The 16,699-nt window shown below is 62.4% G+C and carries 14 protein-coding genes; 4 read left to right on the forward strand and 10 right to left on the reverse strand.

The window, feature by feature from the left end; all coding sequences use genetic code 11:
• Positions 1–44 precede the first annotated feature (44 nt).
• The 3 genes from BACI9J_RS18730 to BACI9J_RS18740 all read left to right on the forward strand — a co-directional run bounded on the left by BACI9J_RS18730 (position 45) and on the right by BACI9J_RS18740 (position 2,968).
• The gene (locus tag BACI9J_RS18730) at positions 45–1,091 is read left to right on the forward strand and encodes an ABC transporter permease (RefSeq protein WP_159735692.1); all 1,047 of its coding nucleotides are present in this window, start codon (positions 45–47) and stop codon (positions 1,089–1,091) included.
• On the forward strand, positions 1,088–1,882 hold the full coding sequence (locus BACI9J_RS18735; protein WP_159735693.1) for an ATP-binding cassette domain-containing protein: 795 nt from the start codon (positions 1,088–1,090) through the stop codon (positions 1,880–1,882). The genes BACI9J_RS18730 and BACI9J_RS18735 overlap by 4 nt, the downstream gene beginning before the upstream one ends.
• Positions 1,883–2,011: 129 nt before the next feature.
• On the forward strand, positions 2,012–2,968 hold the full coding sequence (locus BACI9J_RS18740; RefSeq protein WP_159735694.1) for a carbohydrate kinase family protein: 957 nt from the start codon (positions 2,012–2,014) through the stop codon (positions 2,966–2,968).
• A 135-nt stretch (positions 2,969–3,103) separates the two neighbouring features.
• Here BACI9J_RS18740 and BACI9J_RS18745 read toward each other — a convergent pair whose 3' ends face one another.
• From BACI9J_RS18745 to BACI9J_RS18780, 8 genes are all read right to left on the reverse strand, one after another.
• Positions 3,104–4,336 carry an FG-GAP repeat domain-containing protein gene (locus BACI9J_RS18745; RefSeq protein ID WP_201296617.1) on the reverse strand — a complete coding sequence of 411 codons (1,233 nt, stop codon included), beginning with the start codon at positions 4,334–4,336 and terminating at the stop codon, positions 3,104–3,106.
• A 140-nt stretch (positions 4,337–4,476) separates the two neighbouring features.
• The gene (locus tag BACI9J_RS18750) at positions 4,477–5,256 is read right to left on the reverse strand and encodes an enoyl-CoA hydratase (protein WP_159735695.1); all 780 of its coding nucleotides are present in this window, start codon (positions 5,254–5,256) and stop codon (positions 4,477–4,479) included.
• A gap of 43 nt (positions 5,257–5,299) precedes the next feature.
• Positions 5,300–6,229 (reverse strand): 3-hydroxyisobutyrate dehydrogenase, encoded by a 930-nt coding sequence (gene mmsB, locus BACI9J_RS18755; RefSeq protein ID WP_159735696.1) that lies wholly within the window; start codon positions 6,227–6,229, stop codon positions 5,300–5,302.
• 11 nt (positions 6,230–6,240) lie between these two features.
• The gene (locus tag BACI9J_RS18760; protein WP_159735697.1) at positions 6,241–7,305 is read right to left on the reverse strand and encodes an enoyl-CoA hydratase/isomerase family protein; all 1,065 of its coding nucleotides are present in this window, start codon (positions 7,303–7,305) and stop codon (positions 6,241–6,243) included.
• A complete protein-coding gene (locus tag BACI9J_RS18765; RefSeq protein ID WP_159735698.1) occupies positions 7,305–8,804 on the reverse strand; it encodes a CoA-acylating methylmalonate-semialdehyde dehydrogenase in 1,500 nt (499 codons plus the stop codon). The genes BACI9J_RS18760 and BACI9J_RS18765 overlap by 1 nt, the downstream gene beginning before the upstream one ends.
• Before the next feature lie 122 nt (positions 8,805–8,926).
• Positions 8,927–9,499 (reverse strand): hypothetical protein, encoded by a 573-nt coding sequence (locus BACI9J_RS18770; RefSeq protein WP_236558763.1) that lies wholly within the window; start codon positions 9,497–9,499, stop codon positions 8,927–8,929.
• A gap of 43 nt (positions 9,500–9,542) precedes the next feature.
• Complete coding sequence (locus BACI9J_RS18775) at positions 9,543–10,949, reverse strand: cryptochrome/photolyase family protein (protein ID WP_159735699.1); 1,407 nt, start codon at positions 10,947–10,949, stop codon at positions 9,543–9,545.
• 92 nt (positions 10,950–11,041) lie between these two features.
• Positions 11,042–11,380: a hypothetical protein gene (locus tag BACI9J_RS18780; protein WP_159735700.1), complete on the reverse strand. Its 339-nt coding sequence runs from the start codon at positions 11,378–11,380 to the stop codon at positions 11,042–11,044.
• A gap of 280 nt (positions 11,381–11,660) precedes the next feature.
• On the opposite strand from BACI9J_RS18780, the gene BACI9J_RS18785 reads away from it, so the two are divergent.
• Positions 11,661–13,829 carry an amylo-alpha-1,6-glucosidase gene (locus BACI9J_RS18785; RefSeq protein WP_159735701.1) on the forward strand — a complete coding sequence of 723 codons (2,169 nt, stop codon included), beginning with the start codon at positions 11,661–11,663 and terminating at the stop codon, positions 13,827–13,829.
• A gap of 13 nt (positions 13,830–13,842) precedes the next feature.
• Here the strand turns inward: BACI9J_RS18785 and BACI9J_RS18790 are convergent, their stop codons facing one another.
• Together BACI9J_RS18790 and BACI9J_RS18795 are read right to left on the reverse strand one after the other, a co-directional pair.
• A complete protein-coding gene (locus BACI9J_RS18790) occupies positions 13,843–15,261 on the reverse strand; it encodes a ferredoxin reductase (RefSeq protein WP_159735702.1) in 1,419 nt (472 codons plus the stop codon).
• Positions 15,258–16,559 (reverse strand): aromatic ring-hydroxylating oxygenase subunit alpha, encoded by a 1,302-nt coding sequence (locus BACI9J_RS18795; protein ID WP_159735703.1) that lies wholly within the window; start codon positions 16,557–16,559, stop codon positions 15,258–15,260. Before BACI9J_RS18795 ends, BACI9J_RS18790 begins: the two co-directional genes overlap by 4 nt.
• Positions 16,560–16,699 lie beyond the last annotated feature (140 nt).

The raw sequence follows: 16,699 nt of genomic DNA on the forward strand, positions 1-16,699 counted from the left end.
CGCGCACAGCAGTTACAGAACATGGAAGTTCAGGAGCAATCTACGTGACCCAGCAACAGACCGCCGGCCCCCCGAGTGCCGCGCATGCTGACCTGGCCGAGGAATTCCTCGACCGCCAGACTCCCCTCAGCAGAATCCGCAACATTCTTCACCGATACCCAGCCCTCAGCCCGGCCATTGTCCTGCTGATTGCCGTAGTTGTCTTCGGGCTCCTCAATGACCGGTTCCTCCGCGTTGAGAACCTGTCACTGATTACCCAGCAGGTGGCCGTGGTGGGCACCCTGGCAATCGCCCAGACCCTGATCATCCTGACAGCCGGAATTGACCTTTCCGTAGGTGCGGTGATGATCCTGTCCTCGATGGTGATCGCACAGCTCGCGGTCAGCAACGGAATTCCTGGCCCGATTGCGCTGATTGCCGGTCTTGCGGTCGGATTGGCTGCCGGTGCCCTGAACGGCTTTTTGGTGACCAGGTTCCGCCTCCCGCCGTTCATTGTCACGCTGGGAACACTGAACATTTTCATTGCCTTGACGCTGCTCTACTCCGGTGGAAGCACCGTGCGTGGCTCCGCAATGCCGGACATGCTCACCTGGCTGGGAAGTACCTTCCCGATTGGGCCCGTCCGGATCTCCACCGGCGTGGTCATGATGCTCCTCCTCTACGTTGTCATGGCCTTCATCCTGGGTAAGACCGCCTGGGGACGGCACGTCTACGCTGTGGGCGACGACAAAGAAGCGGCCCGGCTCGCCGGCATTCCCGTCAACCGGGTCCTGATGAGCGTCTACCTCGCGGCCGGCGCGGTCCTGGCGATCGGTGCCTGGATCCAGATCGGCCGTACCAACGCCGCCAGCCCCAACGCCGGCGTCGATTTGAACCTGGACTCCATCACCGCCGTCGTGATTGGCGGCACCAGCCTCTTCGGCGGACGTGGCTCGATCTGGGGTTCGCTGCTCGGGGCGCTGATTGTTGGTGTCTTCCGCAACGGCCTCTCACTCGCCGGCCTCGACGTGCTCTACCAGACTCTCGCCGTAGGCATCCTGATCATCATTGCCGTGTCCGTCGATCAATGGATCCGAAAGGTCAAGTCATGACCACCACAGAATTTGAAGCCACCGGCACCGAAACCCGCGAGCCCATCCTCAAAGCCAGGAACCTCGTGAAAACCTTCGGCCGCGTCGTTGGCCTGGACGGCGTCAGCCTGGACCTCTACCCCGGTGAAGTTCTGGCTGTCATCGGCGACAACGGCGCCGGTAAGTCCACGCTCATCAAATGCCTCACCGGCGCCGAGGTTCCCGATACCGGGGAACTCTTCGTCTCCGGACAGCAAGTACACTTCAAACGGCCCCAGGACGCCCGCGTCCACGGCATCGAAACGGTCTACCAGAACCTGGCCGTTTCCCCGGCCCTGGATGTTGCGTCCAACCTGTTCCTGGGCCGCGAAGAGCGCCTCCCCGGACCTTTGGGGACCCTGTTCCGGATGCTCGACACCAAAGGCATGCGCAGGAAAGCCAAGGAAGAGTTGACCCGCCTGGGCATCTCCACCCTGCAGGACGTCACCGTGCCGGTGGAGAATCTCTCCGGCGGCCAGCGTCAAGCCGTCGCGGTGGCACGCGCCGCTGCGTTCGGTTCCAAAGTGGTGGTTCTCGACGAACCAACAGCCGCTTTGGGAGTACGCGAATCAAACCAGGTACTCCAGCTGGTCCGGGACCTCCGTGACCGAGGCCTGCCCGTCATCCTGATCAGCCACAATATGCCCCACGTGTTTGACGTTGCAGACCGTATCCACATCCAGCGCCTGGGCAAATGTGCGGCCACCATTACCCCACAATCCCACACCATGACCGACGCGGTCGCCATCATGACAGGTGCGGCCAAAGCCTAACCGCCGCGCCGGACCTTCCGTTCAAACCGGAACCCTTGTCCCCGTCCGCGGACCTGCCTACAGGTCCGCGGACGGACCCATACCCCTGCCGCCCCCTCAAAAGACCGGCACCCAGACGAAAGAACCGAGATGCACAACCTTCACCCGGGCAGTTCCGCCCATCACCAACTGGACGTCCTTGTCATCGGCGAGGCCTTGGTGGACATTGTGAACACCCGGGAAGGAAGCATCAGCTACCCTGGCGGCTCCCCCGCGAATGTGGCGTACGGCCTGGGCCGCCTAGGAGTGGCAGCGGGGCTGCTCACAGCGATCGGCGACGACGATCACGGCACCTCAGTGGCCGCCCACCTCCACAGCGCAGGCGTCCAGCTGCTCCCCGGGTCAAAGTCCCTCAAACGCACGGCCACCGCCACAGCCACACTCGCCACGGACGGCTCGGCCAGTTACGAGTTCGACATCCAGTGGGACCTTGCACCCGTAGCACCGGCCTTGATCCCGAAAATCCTCCACACCGGATCCATCGCCACCTTCCTGGCGCCAGGCGCCACCACGGTACGCACCCTCCTCGAACAAAGCCACGACTCCTGCCTGGTCACCTATGACCCCAACATCCGCCCGGCCCTCCTTGGCAGCCACGCCGAAGCGAAGCAGACCTTCGAGGATCTGATCCCCCTCACTGACGTCATCAAACTCAGCGACGAAGATGCCCACTGGCTCTATCCCACATCTTCGTTGGACGACGTAGCATCCAGGCTCCTCAAACAGGGAGCACGCCTGGCAGTCATCACCCGCGGGGCTGAAGGGGCGCTCCTGGCCACCCCCGGGACACGCCTCAACATCCCATCAGCAAAGACCAACGTTGCGGACACCATCGGTGCCGGCGATTCATATATGGCCGCCCTCATCTTTGAACTGCTGGCAAGAGGAGAAAAGGCGTTTGCACCGACCGCACTCGAAATGATTGGACAGACCGCTGCCCTGGCCGCAGCGATCACCGTCAGCCGGCCCGGTGCCAACCCTCCCACCTCGGCCGAACTTCAAGCCCGGCTGGTCGGAGTCAAGCAGACGCCGCTCGCCACGGTGTAGCCACCCCCACACCATCCGGGTCAACGCGCGTTGATGGTGATGCTCTTGCGGATCTCCGGAAGGGTGGATTTGAGGGCGGGATGGGTTCAGAGTCTCATGACGATCCTTACCTGCAAGTGTGGCTTTAGAGACGGATCAGATAAGGGTGTTGAAGATGTCCCAGCCGTTGCCGATGTGGTGCCCGCCGTAGAGTCGCGGACCGGGTAGCCCGTAGTAGTGGCGAAGGTACCCTTCCTTGTCCACTGCGGTGACATCATTTCTGGGTTCGCTGACGGAACCACCGCTCACTGACCTGAAGTTCAGGCCGCCCGGGCGAAACATGCCGGCGCCGATGAGGTCGGTCATGACGTCCCATCCCGGGCCAACCACGACTGGTGATTTCCATGCGCCGTGGCCGTTGCTTGGGTATTGGTGCATTACGCCGCTGCGGTCTCGGGCGAAGACATCCATCGCGCCGTCCCCGTCGGTGTCGCCGGAGGCCATGATCTTGTCGAAAACCTGCCAGCCCGCACCAACTTTTTGAGGCGCCAGCCAGCCCCCGATCCCGTCACCGGGATAGAGGAACAGGCCTCCCACGTTGTCCCGGGCCAAGACATCGTTATTTCCGTCGCCGTTGAAGTCTCCGCCGGCAATGATGGAATCGAAGATGTTCCAGCCTGCACCGACTTGCACTGTGGGCAGCCAGCCTCCGGCACCGTTGCCTGGGTAAAGGAACAGATTTCCCGCACTGTCCCGGGCCAGGACGTCGTTGTGCCCGTCGCCGTCGAAATCACCGGGTGAGAAAACGATGGTGAATACTGCCCAGCCCGTTCCCACAACCCTGGGCGTATCCCATGTGGAGGTGTAATAGCGGTCTCTCTCCCAAAAGCCCCCGTCCTGCCAGTGGGATTCATAGGTCCGCGGATACAGGACCAACTCACCGGTGTTGGTACGCCCCAGAAGCTCATAATTCCCGCGGCCTGTCCAGCCCATGGCCCGGTTGGACGCGGCAATGGGAGGTGTCTCCGGGCTGTGGAAGATCTCCGATTCAGAGCACACACCGTGAACATTGAAGGAGATGCGGCTGCCGCGATCTTCGGTGGTGACCTTCAGAACTTCGCCTTGCCGTTCGGCAGGCAGGGGAACACCGTCCCTCAGCCATTCCAAGACGAAGCCCTGCGGGGCTTCCTCCGTGGGAGGGCAGTCCAGCAGATCGATTCTGGTTTGCCCGATTGTCAGTTCCGATCCGACGTAAGGCATCCCCATCATTGGAGGCACCCATGACTCGGACTCGGCCCCGGCAGCCGGAGCTACACCAGCCAACGTTGAACCAGCCAGCAGCACTGCAAGGGCCGCCGATTTCACCGCAAACGCACCAAAGTTCCCCACGATCCCCCCAAGTCCCTGCCCCAACAGAAATTTGTGCCGGCTTAACCGCTGAGCGACTGTTCGGCTATCGGCTGGTTACAGTGTGCGGGCGAACCGCCGGCAGGGCAATGGGGGACGGGAAAACGCTCCGGAGTCCGGTGCTATCTGTGCTTGAACTCCGGCTGTCGCTTCTCGCTGAACGCGGCCATTCCTTCCTTCTGGTCCTCGGTAGCAAAGAGCGAGTGGAACACCCTGCGCTCAAACACCACGCCCTGTGACAGGCCCATCTCGAAGGCTGCGTTCACGGCTTCCTTGGCCACCATGGCGGCGGGCTTGGATTTGGAGGCAATGACTTCGGCGGCCTTGAGTGCTTCTTCGATCACCTCTGCAGCGGGAACCACGCGGGACACCAGGCCGGAGCGCTCGGCCTCTTCGGCATCCATGAAACGCCCCGTCAACACCATGTCCATGGCTTTGGCCTTCCCCACAGCACGGGTAAGCCTCTGGGAACCGCCCATTCCAGGGATCACGCCCAGGTTGATCTCCGGCTGGCCGAATTTGGCGTTGTCCCCCGCAATGATGAAGTCCGCCATCATGGCCAGCTCACAGCCACCGCCCAAGGCGAAGCCGGACACAGCAGCAACAACAGGAATGCGAAGGCGGGTGAGGTCTTCCCAACGCCGGAACCAGTCCGCAGCGTACATCTCCATGTAGCTGTTGGAGGACATTTCCTTGATGTCAGCGCCGGCAGCAAACGCTTTGGCTGATCCCGTGATCACCACGGCCCCAACGTCCGGATCAGTGTCCATGGCGGTCACTGCGTCCACGAGCTCGTTCATGAGCGCAGTATTCAACGCGTTCAGCGCCTCCGGCCGGTTCAGTGTCACCAGGCCCACCCGTCCCCGACGTTCCACCACAATGTTCTGGTACTGCTCCGTCATGCTCTCCCTCTCGCCAACGCTCGTCATAAGTTCAGTTCAACTCTCACACGGACTTGTCGCGGATCTCCGTGATGATCCCGGAGAAGTCCCTCCCGGCCCCTTCCCCGGCAGCAAAGGCATCGTAAATACGCGAGGCCAAGGGACCCATTTCCGCAGCAACGCCCGTGCTCTCCAGCGCGTTCACCGCCAGCCGCAGGTCCTTGGCCATCAACGCACCGGCAAAGCCCGGTTGGTAGTCGCGGTTGGCCGGGCTGGTGGGCACCGGGCCAGGAACGGGGCAATTGGTGGTCAACGCCCAGCATTGGCCGGATGCGTTGGAAGCGACATCGAACAATGCCTGATGCGTGAGACCAAGCTTCTCGCCGAGCACAAACGCTTCGGCAACGGCGATCATGGAGACACCAAGGATCATGTTGTTGCACACCTTGGCGGCCTGCCCCGCTCCGTGATCACCGCAGTGGACAATCCTCTTGCCCATCAGCTCCAAAATGGGCTTTACGGTCTCGAAGTCCTCTGGCAAAGCACCCACCATGAAGGTCAAGGTGCCGGCCTCGGCTCCCACCACGCCACCGGACACGGGGGCATCCACGGATCGGTGACCCGCCGCGACGGCAAGAGCTGCAGCCTCGCGGGCTTCGTCCACATTGATGGTGGAACAGTCCAGGAACAGCGTGTTGGGCTTCGCGATGGACAGCAGCCCCGGCCCGTCCACACCGCGGTAGGCATCCAAAACGTGCTTGCCGCTGGGCAACATGGTCAACACCACGGCCGCCTCCGCGGCAGCTTCATGCGCCGTGGAGGCCATGGGAATCCCGTGAGCCAGGGCAGCTTCGACTGCCGCCGGAACGGGATCATAGCCAATCACCTCGTGCCCGGCTTTGATCAGGTTGGCGGCCATGGGCCCACCCATATGACCCAATCCAAGGAAAGCGATGAGTCCCGTCGCCGGGGTTTGAGCTGCGTTCTCTGTCATGATCGTCTCCTTCAATTCGACTGGACCGGACTGGCTGAAAGCCCCAATTCCCGCTCGCCGAGCGGCGCAAAGTAGCCCTCGACGTCGGACTCCCGGACTTCGGCGAGAGCCGGCGGCTTCCATTGCGGGTTGCGGTCCTTGTCCACCACCTGCGCGCGAATGCCCTCCCGGAAGTCAGGCCCGGCCAGGCATCGCAGGCCCACGCGGTATTCCTGGTCCAGGGCTTCCTCCAACGAGAGCCCGCGGACGCGTCGCAACGATTCCAAAGTCACTTTTACCGACGTCGGCGATTTCGCCTCGATGGTGTCCGCCGCAGCAGCTGCCTCGTCGCCCAAAGATCGCAGGCTCCGGACGATCTCCTCCGCATCGTCATGCACATAGGCGGCGTCAATCCACTCCCGCTGTGCCGCCAAAGCTGACTCCGGTGCTGCTTGGGTGAAGCGCCCGACGGCGGCCTCCGCCGTCGAGCTTTCCAGCGCTACCGCAAGCGCGGGGAGGCTTTCGGACGGCACGAAGTGGTCCGCGAGACCGAGGAACACCGCATCCGCGCCGGACAGGTGAGCCCCGGTCAAGGCAGCGTGCGTTCCCGTCTCCCCCGGTGAGCGGGAGAGCAGCAGTGTGCCGCCGACGTCGGGCACGAACCCGATGGTGGTTTCCGGCATCCCGGTACGCGTCCGCTCGGTAACAACGCGAACGGAACCGTGCGCGGAAACGCCCACGCCGCCACCCAGGACGAGCCCATCCATGAAGGCCACATACGGTTTGGGGTAGTGCGAGATCAGCACGTTGAGCCGGTACTCGTCAGCCCAGAACTCTGCCGTCTCCGTGCCGCCGTGCAACATGTCCTTGTAGATGGCTACGATGTCGCCGCCGGCGCAGAGCCCGCGGTCGCCCGCGCCGCGCAACAAAACGGTGGCAACGGCGTCGTCGTCCGCCCAGTCAGCCAACTGCTGGAGCATGGCCTTGACCATTCCCCCGTTCAGCGCGTTGACTGCTTTCGGACGGTTCAGGGTCACGATCCCGAGGTGGCCGCGACGCTCAAACAGGACCTCTTCCTCTGCGTCCAAAGCCCCCATCAGCTGCCTGCCGGCATGATGAAGCTGGCGCCCTGGCGAATTCCGGAGGGCCACCGCGACGTCACGGTCTTGGTCTTGGTGTAGAAGCGGAACGCGTCGGCGCCGTGCTGGTTGAGGTCGCCGAAACCGGACGCCTTCCAGCCGCCGAACGTGTAATAGGCGATCGGCACGGGGATGGGCACGTTGATGCCCACCATGCCTACCTCCACCCGGCTGGCAAAGTCGCGGGCGGAGTCGCCATCGCGGGTGAAAATTGCGACGCCGTTGCCGAACTCGTGCTCGCTGCAGAGCCTGAGCGCTTCGTCGTAGTCAGCCGCGCGCAGCACGCTGAGGACGGGACCGAAAATCTCTTCCTTGTAGATCTTCATGTCCTTGGTGACGTTATCGAAGAGGGTGGGGCCAACCCAGAAGCCGCCATCGTAGCCGTCAACGGTAAGGCCGCGGCCATCGGTGACCAGCGTTGCACCTTCGTCTACGCCGGATTGGATATAGCCCTCGATCCTTTCCTTGGCGGAAGCAGCCACCACGGGGCCGAAATCTGAATCCTTATCCAGGCTGTGGCCCACTTTCAGGTCCTTGACGCGCTCGGTCAGCTTGCCCACCAATGCATCAGCGGTTTCCTGGCCCACCGGCACGGCAACGGAGATCGCCATGCAGCGTTCACCGGCGGAACCGTACCCGGCACCGATCAGGGCGTCGGCAGCCATGTCCAGATCGGCGTCGGGCATGATCACCATGTGGTTCTTGGCCCCGCCGAAGCACTGTGCGCGCTTGCCGTGCGCGGCTGCTGTTGCGTAGATGTACTGGGCAATGGGAGTGGAGCCCACAAAGCCGATCGCCTTCACGCGCGGATCTTCGAGCAACGCGTCCACGGCTTCCTTGTCACCGTTGATGACGTTGAAGACGCCGTTGGGCACGCCGGCTTCGCTGTACAGCTCCGCAAGCCGCAGCGGCACGGAAGGGTCACGCTCTGAGGGCTTGAGGATGAACGCGTTGCCGGCCGCGAGCGCCGGGCCGGACTTCCACAGCGGAATCATGGCCGGGAAGTTGAAGGGCGTGATGCCTGCGACGACGCCCAGCGGCTGGCGGAGCGAATGGACATCAATTCCTTGGCCGGCGTTGTCGGAGAATTCGCCTTTGAGCAGATGCGGCGCCCCGGCTGAGAATTCCACTACCTCGATGCCGCGCTGGATATCGCCCTTGGCGTCGGCGAAGGTCTTGCCATGTTCGGAGGACAGGAGCTTGGCGAGCTCGTCCATGTTCTGGTTGACCAGGTCCACGAACTTCAGGAGGATGCGTCCCCGGCGTTGCGGGTTCATTGCCGCCCATTCGAGCTGGCCCTTTTCGGCATTTGCGACGGCGTTGCGGACCTCGTCCGCGCTGGCCAGCGGGAGCCGTGCCTGGACTTCGCCCGTGCAGGGATCGTAGACATCACTGAACCGGCCGGAGGTGCCGTCAATCCTTTGGCCGTCTACGTAGTGGGAAAGCTCGCGCACCATGGTGAAATGCTCCTTTGCATCGGTGAATGACTGCCGTGCCGCCGGGTGCTGGGACCGTTGCGGAACACGTGACCAACTGTGATCCAGGTCATCTCTGAATCCGAATATACTCGGACTTCCTACTAATTTCCAGAGGGCTGTTTTTCTGCCTGGGAGCCGCCGCCCACCGTGTCTGTGGGCGCTGGCCAGTGGCCGGTCACCTGGTGAAAATCAATGGCGGTCATAAGAGGTGTCACGTCGAAGGTACGTATGTTCAGGCTGAGTTTTGCGCCGTGTACGGATTTGACGGTCAGGATGGGCTGCCCCTTCATCACCTGCACCCGGTAGTGGGCAATGTCGGTGTAGGGAACTACGTGTTCTTTGCCGAGCACGGTCCGGAAGGCGACCTCGTGGGCGCGGGGAGCCACGTACCAGTTGCGATACATGAGCACGAAAACCAGGCCGCCCAGGAAGATCGCCACAGCGGTGATGCGGGCACCCAGTGGCGAAGGATCGTAGGAGAACGACACCAAGCTCATGAGGAAGCCGAAGCTCAGGAACAGCCAGCCGATGATGGGGACCACTTTGGGCAGGCGAACCTGCTCCGGATACTGCTTGGACCGGTTGGGGTGCTTGCGCGCCCACCAGCCAATGGCAGCGATGAAGATGGCCACAAGCGCCATGATGAGGACCTTGAGGATGGACTCCGTAGACATGGACCCAGCCTATAGTCGGCCCTAGCCGAGTCCGCGGAACCCCTTAGTGAACCTCTCTCATCTCCTTGTACGCTTCCAGCGCTTCCGCCCTGGTGGTCTTCAAATCCACAATTTCCTCCGCGTAGTCCGGTGTCCCGAACTCCGGAATCCAGTGGGCGATGTACTTCCCCTGAGGATCGAACTTGACGCGCTGGGCCTCCGGATTGAAGATCCTGAAGAACGGCGACGCGTCCGCCCCGGAACCGGCTACCCACTGCCAATTGGCGGGGTTCGACGCAGGATCGGCATCCACCAGGGTGTCCCAGAACCACTGCTCCCCCAGCTGCCAGTGAATGCCGAGGTTTTTCACCAGGAAGCTGGCAGCAACCATGCGGACGCGGTTGTGCATCCATCCCGTATGCCACAGTTGCCGCTGCCCCGCATCCACCATGGGGAACCCGGTGCGGCCCTGCTGCCAGGCCCGGAATTCCTCCGGCGCCGACTCGTGGCCGGGGTGCTTGCCGTTGCTGGCTTTGGCACTCCCGTCATTGATACCCGGCCATGCCCACGGAAAGCGATCAAATTCAGTGCGAAGGTTTGCCGTTGCCAGGGTTGGATTGTGGAAGTACTGATGCCAGCAGAACTCACGCCAGCCCAACTCGGAAGCAAAAATTGAGGCGCTTTCGGACCGCTTGGAACCCAGGGCATGCCACACCTCGAACGGGCTGAGCTCACCCCAGCGAAGGTAAGGCGAGAGGCAACTGCTTCCATCCGTATCCGGGCGGTTGCGGCCCTCGCTGTAGTTGGATAGGCCGGCTCCCACGAACTCGGCCAACCGCTTGTGACCGGCAGCAGCGCCTGGCGTCCACATTTCGGCCAATCCGCCGGACCAGTCCGGCTTGGTGGGCAGCAGGTGCCACGATTCCAGTTGGTCATACACAGGCAGCTTTCCGCTGAATCCATGGCCGGCTTCGGGGATAGCCAACGGCTCGCGGAAGTCCTGTGCAGAAACTGTCCGCCAGAACGGGGTGAAGACCTTGTATTGCCCGCCCGTTTTGGTAGTAACTTCCCACGGTTCATGGAGAAGTGAAGCCTGAAAACTTGAGACGTGCAGTCCGGCCTCGCCCGCCCAGGCCTTGATGCCGGCGTCGACCGTTCGCTCCGCGGAACCGTACCGGCGGTTCCAGTACAGCCCGCCGGCACCGATCGCCGTCGTGGTTTTCCGGACAATTTCGGCTGCCGGCCCGCGGCGGAGGAGCAATGGGATGCCGAGCTTGTCCAGTTCCTCACGGAGGTTGGTCAGGGAGTGGTGGAGCCACCAGCGCGCGGCGCCGCCGTGGGGGCGGATCCCGGGCGATTCTTCGTCGAGGACGTAAAGGGCAACAGCCGCGCCGTCGTCGGCTGCGGCACGCAAGGCCGGATTATCGGCGACCCGCAGATCGTCGCGAAACCAAACGATGGACGGCTTCATTAGCACCTTTCAGCGAAAACCTCCGGAAACAGGAACAGCCCATGCCCCCTAAGAATCCTAGGGGCATGGGCTGAAAGCTCGCTGGTATGGGATCAGGCGATGGAAGCCACGGCCTGATGGCGGATTTCGGAAACCAGGATGTCAGTAGCCGTTTCGCTCCACATGGGAACGCTGTTCACCACGTAGTCCCTGGCGGCCGGGCCAACCATGCTCATGCCGGGATAGATTCTCCGGCCATTTTCCTTGACGGGTTTGTGACCCTCTAGTTCCAGAGCGGTCTTGAAGGCGGAGTCGGGAATGGGGATTTTGCGTCCGAGAACGCACCAGCTGATGTACAGGCCGTAGAAAGTGTCAAAGTCCAAGCCGTTCTCAGTGTCGTCCTCAAACACCACACAGTCGCGAATAAAGCTGCCTATTTGGGTGTCGGTCATTACGGGGCCTCCGGCGTCGGAAGAAATATCGGGCCGCCGGGCTGCATCAGCGAATGTCCTGTTCCCTCACTATAGACCCGTTCCGGTCGCCCGGACGAGGAATTGAGATTAACTCTGGGTTGCCTGCAGGAATCGCCTGCCCATGAATGTCCCGGGATCCGGCCCGACTCTGGTGCCCGCACGCACTCCGGCGTAGCGTCGGATACAACCATGCAGAAGGCGGCCACGGAGCGGCCGCCGGGCTCAATTGATCCGCAAGCTCAGTGGTAAGGAGCATGAAGTGGCTGGATGGAATGCTGACACCGCAGCCGGGCCGCTGGGCTCTGGAACGGTCACGTTGGTGGAAGGCTCCTCCTTCTGTATTTCCTCGGCCAACGGTGACATCCACCCCGATCTTCCCCATGGCGTCTTTCATCTGGATACCCGGATCCTGTCCCGATGGGAACTGACCGTCAACGGCCAGATGATCGAACCGTTGGCAGCTGAAACCCGCGAGCCCTACCGTGCTCTGTTTGCGGGCCGGGTACCTCGTTCGGACGGGTACGCGGACAGCCCCTTGCTGGTGGAACGGTTACGGGAAGTGGGGGCGGGAATCCTGGAGGAGATCACGGTCCGGAACTACTCCAAGCGCCCCGCGGAGTGCCGGATCCTGCTGACTGCAGAATCGGATTTTGCGGATCTCTTTGAAGTGAAGGAAGCCCGCATCACGCGGCAGTGGACAGAAACCCGCGTACCGGAGGGCGACACCCTGGAGATCCGCGGAAAGTGGGAGGGCATCCGGAAGAGCGTGGTCATCCGGGCCGAGGGTGCCGGTGCAGGGGCCCGGGCGTTGGGCTTCACAGCCAAAATTCCGCCTTCGGGGAGTTGGAGCACCCGGGTGAGCGTGGTGCCCGGGACCGCAGTTCCCTCATCAGGCGGGGCAGGGAAGCCTTTCACGCATCCGTCGCGTGGCGAGTTGTCTCCCAGTGATCGTCGCCGGGAGGAATGGGTAGCCAAGATCCCCAGGCTGCAGGTAGGGAATCGCTCCATTGAACGCACTCTGCGGCGCAGCTACGAGGATCTGGGTGCGTTGAGGATCCAGGATCCGGACCATCCCAGCAGGGTGGTAGTGGCCGCAGGAGCACCATGGTTCATGACACTGTTTGGCCGCGACTCCCTGTGGGCGTCGGAGATGGCCCTGCCTGTTGACCCGTCCCTGGCGCTGGGAACCCTGCGCACGCTCGCTGACCGCCAGGGAACGGTGGTGGACACCGTCAGCGAGGAAGAGCCGGGGAAGATCCTCCACGAAGTCCGGCTGGACGTCTCCAGCGGCTTGGCTCTGGGCGGTAAGTCCGCGTACTACGGCAGCGTGGACGCCACTCCCCTTTTTGTCATTGTGCTGGGCTCAGTCAGCCGCTGGGGCTTCGCGAAGGATGTGATTTCCGAGCTCCTCCCCAACGCGGATCGCGCGCTCGACTGGATCCGGGATTACGGGGACAGGGATGGCGACGGCTTTGTGGAGTATGGGCGTCCCAACCAGCACGGCCTCATCAACCAGGGCTGGAAAGACTCCTGGGACGGCATCAATTTTGCCGACGGCACCATCGCCGAGCCGCCGTTGGCCCTGTGCGAGGTCCAGGCCTACGTGCACGGCGCCTACATGGCACGCGCTTGGATGGCGTACGACGACGGCGACCTCACCTTGGCAGCTGAACTCCGCGAACGCGCTGATCGCCTGAAAAAGAAATTCAATGAGGAGTTTTGGCTCCCGGACAAGGGCTACTACGCAGTGGCCTTGGATAAGGACAAGCGCCCCGTGGACGCCTGTGCTTCAAATATGGGTCACTGCTTGTGGTTCGGGCTGGTGGATGAAGACAAGGCTCCCTTAGTGGCGGAGCGGCTGATGTCCCCGGAGATGTTCAGCGGCTGGGGTATCCGGACACTGGCCAGCGATATGGGCGCCTACAACCCTGCCAGCTACCACAATGGATCGGTCTGGCCACATGACAACGCCCTCATAGCTGCCGGGTTGCTCCGCTACGGTTTTGTGGAGGAAGCGCAGCGGATTGCCACTGCCCTTCTCGAAGCGGCCGAATTTTCCGGCGGCAGGCTCCCCGAACTCTTCTGCGGTTTTGACCGCGAACAATTCAGGGAGCCCGTGCCGTACCCCACTGCCTGCTCGCCGCAGGCATGGGCCGCCACCACACCCATCCAGCTGATCACCGGACTCATGCGCTACGACGCTCACATCTCTTTGGGCGGGGTCTGGCTCGATCCGGCATTGCCGGAATCTTACGGTGACCTGCACATCAGCAACGCGCCCATGGGAAGCGGACGAATCACCATCGACGTTGTGGGTCCCACATCCCGGGTCCAGGGACTTCCGGAAGGCTTGACCCTCCACCGTGCGCAACGGCCGTGGATCACCGAACTTGTGGAAAGGGCCGAACTCAGGCGGCCCGGGACCTAGTCCGCCCTGAGAACTAGGCGTCAATCACCATATCGGTCCTGGCAGTGGAGCAGCAGGGAAGGAACTTTCCTGCATCGATTTCGCGGGCACGAATGCCGCCCTGATGGTTCATTTCCACTTCCCCTGACAGCTTGACCACCTTGCAGGAGCCGCACATCCCCTCCTTGCAGTTGGCGCCGATCCGGACGCCTCCACGCTGGGCCGGACCCAGGATGTGCTCGGTGGGATCAACGCGCACATTGATGCCCGTGCGCATGAAGGACAGGGTGAGGCTTCCGGTTCCCACCGTCTCGAAACTCGATGCATCGGGAGTGGAAACCTCCGCTCCCGCACTCGAGCCGTCGTCGGAAGATTCTTGAGGCGCATCCGGTTCCGGCTCGGCGGATTCCAGCTCCAGGCCGGTCGCCTTCAAGGTTCCCTCGGCGTCGTAACCTGGCTCATAGAGCCCAAACGCCGCGGGCTGGCCTTCGTAGTAATCCTCGGCGGATTCCGCTATTTCCTCGGCGATTTCCTCCGCGATGTCCGCCGCATGAGCAAGCTCCGCCTGGTATTCAAGGATGGTCTGGCGATCGCCGGTGAAGAACTCCATGTGGATGGAGGTGTCGTCCACGCCCACCTTCCCCAGGAGCTCAGTGGCGGTGTTCAGATAGCCCTCCGGACCACACGCATAGACCTGCCGTCCGTTGGCATCCGGTGCCACTTCGTCCAGCATGGCCGCAGTGAGCCTTCCACTCAGCCCTTCCCAGTCCGCGGGTTTGGCTCGGTTGCCCAGGGAGTAGAAAACCTTGATGCGCGAGTCCACCGAGGCGATATAGGCGAGCTCCTTGTTAAAGGCAAAACCCTCGTCCGCAGCCCCGTGATAAAGCACCACCACATCAGCCTGTCCCGGGAGGGAATGGATGGTCCGCACCATGGACATGATGGGGGTGATGCCGGCCCCGGCAGCCAGCAGGAGGTACCGTGCCCGCCGGTCGGCGTCGGGCAGGTGGAACGCCCCTACCGGGCCAAGCATCTCCAGGACGGTGCCGGGTTTGATGTTCTGGTGCACCCACGGTGAAACCAGACCCGTCGGATCGCGTTTAACAGTGATGTCGAAGGTCCACGGCCTGGTGGGGGCGCTGGACAGCGAGTAGCTTCGGTCCGCCGGGTCCTGGTCTTCCCCGTTCACAGGGAAGGCCACGTTCACGTACTGGCCGGCTCGGAACGCCAGGGGCGCACCATCGGAGCGACGGAACACGAACGTCATCATGCCGCCCACTTCGGGAACAATCTCCACGCATTCGGCCATGAACTCCTGCGGATGCCAAGGACCCAAAGCACGGGCTGCGCTGGCTGGCCCCTCGGTGCTGCCCATCACCCTGTTCCACGGCATTTCAAGGCCACGGATGCGGTGTGGCTCCTGGACCAGCGTCTCAGTGAGGAGTTCGGTCATGCCAAGTGCTCCTGGACACGCTGCACGTACCAGTTAATGAATGCCTCCACTTGGTACTCGCTCTTCATGTACGGGCCGGGCTCGTAGGCGGGGCTGCCGGCACCGGTCTGGCACAGTTCCACGAACGCCTTGTCCTGCAGGTTGGTCTGCTTCCAGGTGTAGGTGAGCTTCTCCAGGTCGTAGTCCACGCCTTCCACGGCGTCATCGGCTACCAGCCAGGTGGTGCGCACCAAGGACTGGTGCTCGTTGATGGGGAACACGCCGAACGTGATGACATGGTCGCTCTGGAAGTGGAACCAGCTGTTGGGCTGCAAGTGCATGGAGCAGCGGCCAAGGCGGAAGTCCGGCAAGTCACCGAGCAGCTTCTTGGATAGCCTGCGGCCATCGGCCGAGAACGATTCGCCCTCGCCGTCCAAGGATTCGCGTGAGATGCGGATTCCCGCAATACGGGTGTCGAGCTCCTCCACTACCTCATAGGGAAGGCCGTAGCGGCGGCAACGCTCCTCAAGCGAGGACTGTGCTTCCTTGTTGCGGTCCCATACTTCTTCCAGGTGGGCAGGGATGAGGCCCTCGGTCAGGCCCCACGTGGGGAAAAGGGAACAGGCCAGCTCAGGGTGACCATCGCAGTGGTAGCACTCACGGTTGTTCTCCATGACGAGCTTCCAGTTGCCCTCTTCAATGATGTTCTGCTGGTAGGCCACTTTGGTCTTCGACAGATCGTGGGGCGCGAGGTACGGCTCGAAGATCTTGGATGTTTCATCAAAATCTGCCGGCGGCTCGTCTGCGATGCAGACGAAGATCAGTCCGGCCACCACGCGGCTGTTGGCGCGCTTGAGGCCGAAGCAGCTCTTGTCGAACTTGGTCTCTCCCGGTGCTGAGGCGTGGATCAGGTTGCCCTCCGGGGAGTACGTCCAGGAGTGGTAGCCGCACACGAGGTTTCCCGTTGACCCGGCTGCTTCGGTCAGGACGCGGGCGCCGCGGTGGCGGCAGACGTTGTGCAGGACGTTCACGCCGCCGTCGTCATTTCGCAGGACGATCAGCGAGTAAGGGCCGTAGTCCACCGTGACGTAGTCGCCAGGCTCAGGAAGCTCGGCGACGCTGCCGGCAAAAATCCAGTGCTGGCCAAAAATGGCTTCCATGTCGATCTTGAAGATGGTGGCATCGGTGTAGAAAGGCGCGTCGAGGGAAAATCCCTTGCGCCGGAACTCGAACAACGCGCTGATCTCCGCCAGCTGCTCTGCAGGCAAAGATGAAGCGAGTTTTCCGCGTGAGTTAAGGGGCAAGACTGGAGCAGACATATGTTTTCCTCCCGGGAGGCATGGGTCAGAGTGTGTTTCGTGGGGAGCACTGCTGCGTTGGGTGCCAGCGGCGTTGTCGAAAACCTTGTAATCATGAGATTAGGGATCATTGAAGCGCAACAAAAGCGCAAGATTTAGAG

Source organism: Arthrobacter sp. 9V (genome assembly GCF_902506065.1).
Classification (GTDB): Bacteria; Actinomycetota; Actinomycetes; order Actinomycetales; family Micrococcaceae; genus Arthrobacter.

Excerpts from the sequence above, each read along its gene's own strand:
- BACI9J_RS18795 (WP_159735703.1), bottom strand. The coding sequence starts at position 16,559 with ATGTCTGCTCCAGTCTTGCCCCTTAACTCACGCGGAAAACTCGCTTCA.
- BACI9J_RS18735 (WP_159735693.1), top strand. The coding sequence starts at position 1,088 with ATGACCACCACAGAATTTGAAGCCACCGGCACCGAAACCCGCGAGCCC.
- BACI9J_RS18760 (WP_159735697.1), bottom strand. The coding sequence starts at position 7,305 with ATGGGGGCTTTGGACGCAGAGGAAGAGGTCCTGTTTGAGCGTCGCGGC.
- BACI9J_RS18740 (WP_159735694.1), top strand. The coding sequence starts at position 2,012 with ATGCACAACCTTCACCCGGGCAGTTCCGCCCATCACCAACTGGACGTC.
- BACI9J_RS18765 (WP_159735698.1), bottom strand. The coding sequence starts at position 8,804 with ATGGTGCGCGAGCTTTCCCACTACGTAGACGGCCAAAGGATTGACGGC.
- BACI9J_RS18780 (WP_159735700.1), bottom strand. The coding sequence starts at position 11,380 with ATGACCGACACCCAAATAGGCAGCTTTATTCGCGACTGTGTGGTGTTT.
- BACI9J_RS18750 (WP_159735695.1), bottom strand. The coding sequence starts at position 5,256 with ATGACGGAGCAGTACCAGAACATTGTGGTGGAACGTCGGGGACGGGTG.
- BACI9J_RS18770 (WP_236558763.1), bottom strand. The coding sequence starts at position 9,499 with ATGTCTACGGAGTCCATCCTCAAGGTCCTCATCATGGCGCTTGTGGCC.
- BACI9J_RS18790 (WP_159735702.1), bottom strand. The coding sequence starts at position 15,261 with ATGACCGAACTCCTCACTGAGACGCTGGTCCAGGAGCCACACCGCATC.
- mmsB (WP_159735696.1), bottom strand. The coding sequence starts at position 6,229 with ATGACAGAGAACGCAGCTCAAACCCCGGCGACGGGACTCATCGCTTTC.
- BACI9J_RS18775 (WP_159735699.1), bottom strand. The coding sequence starts at position 10,949 with ATGAAGCCGTCCATCGTTTGGTTTCGCGACGATCTGCGGGTCGCCGAT.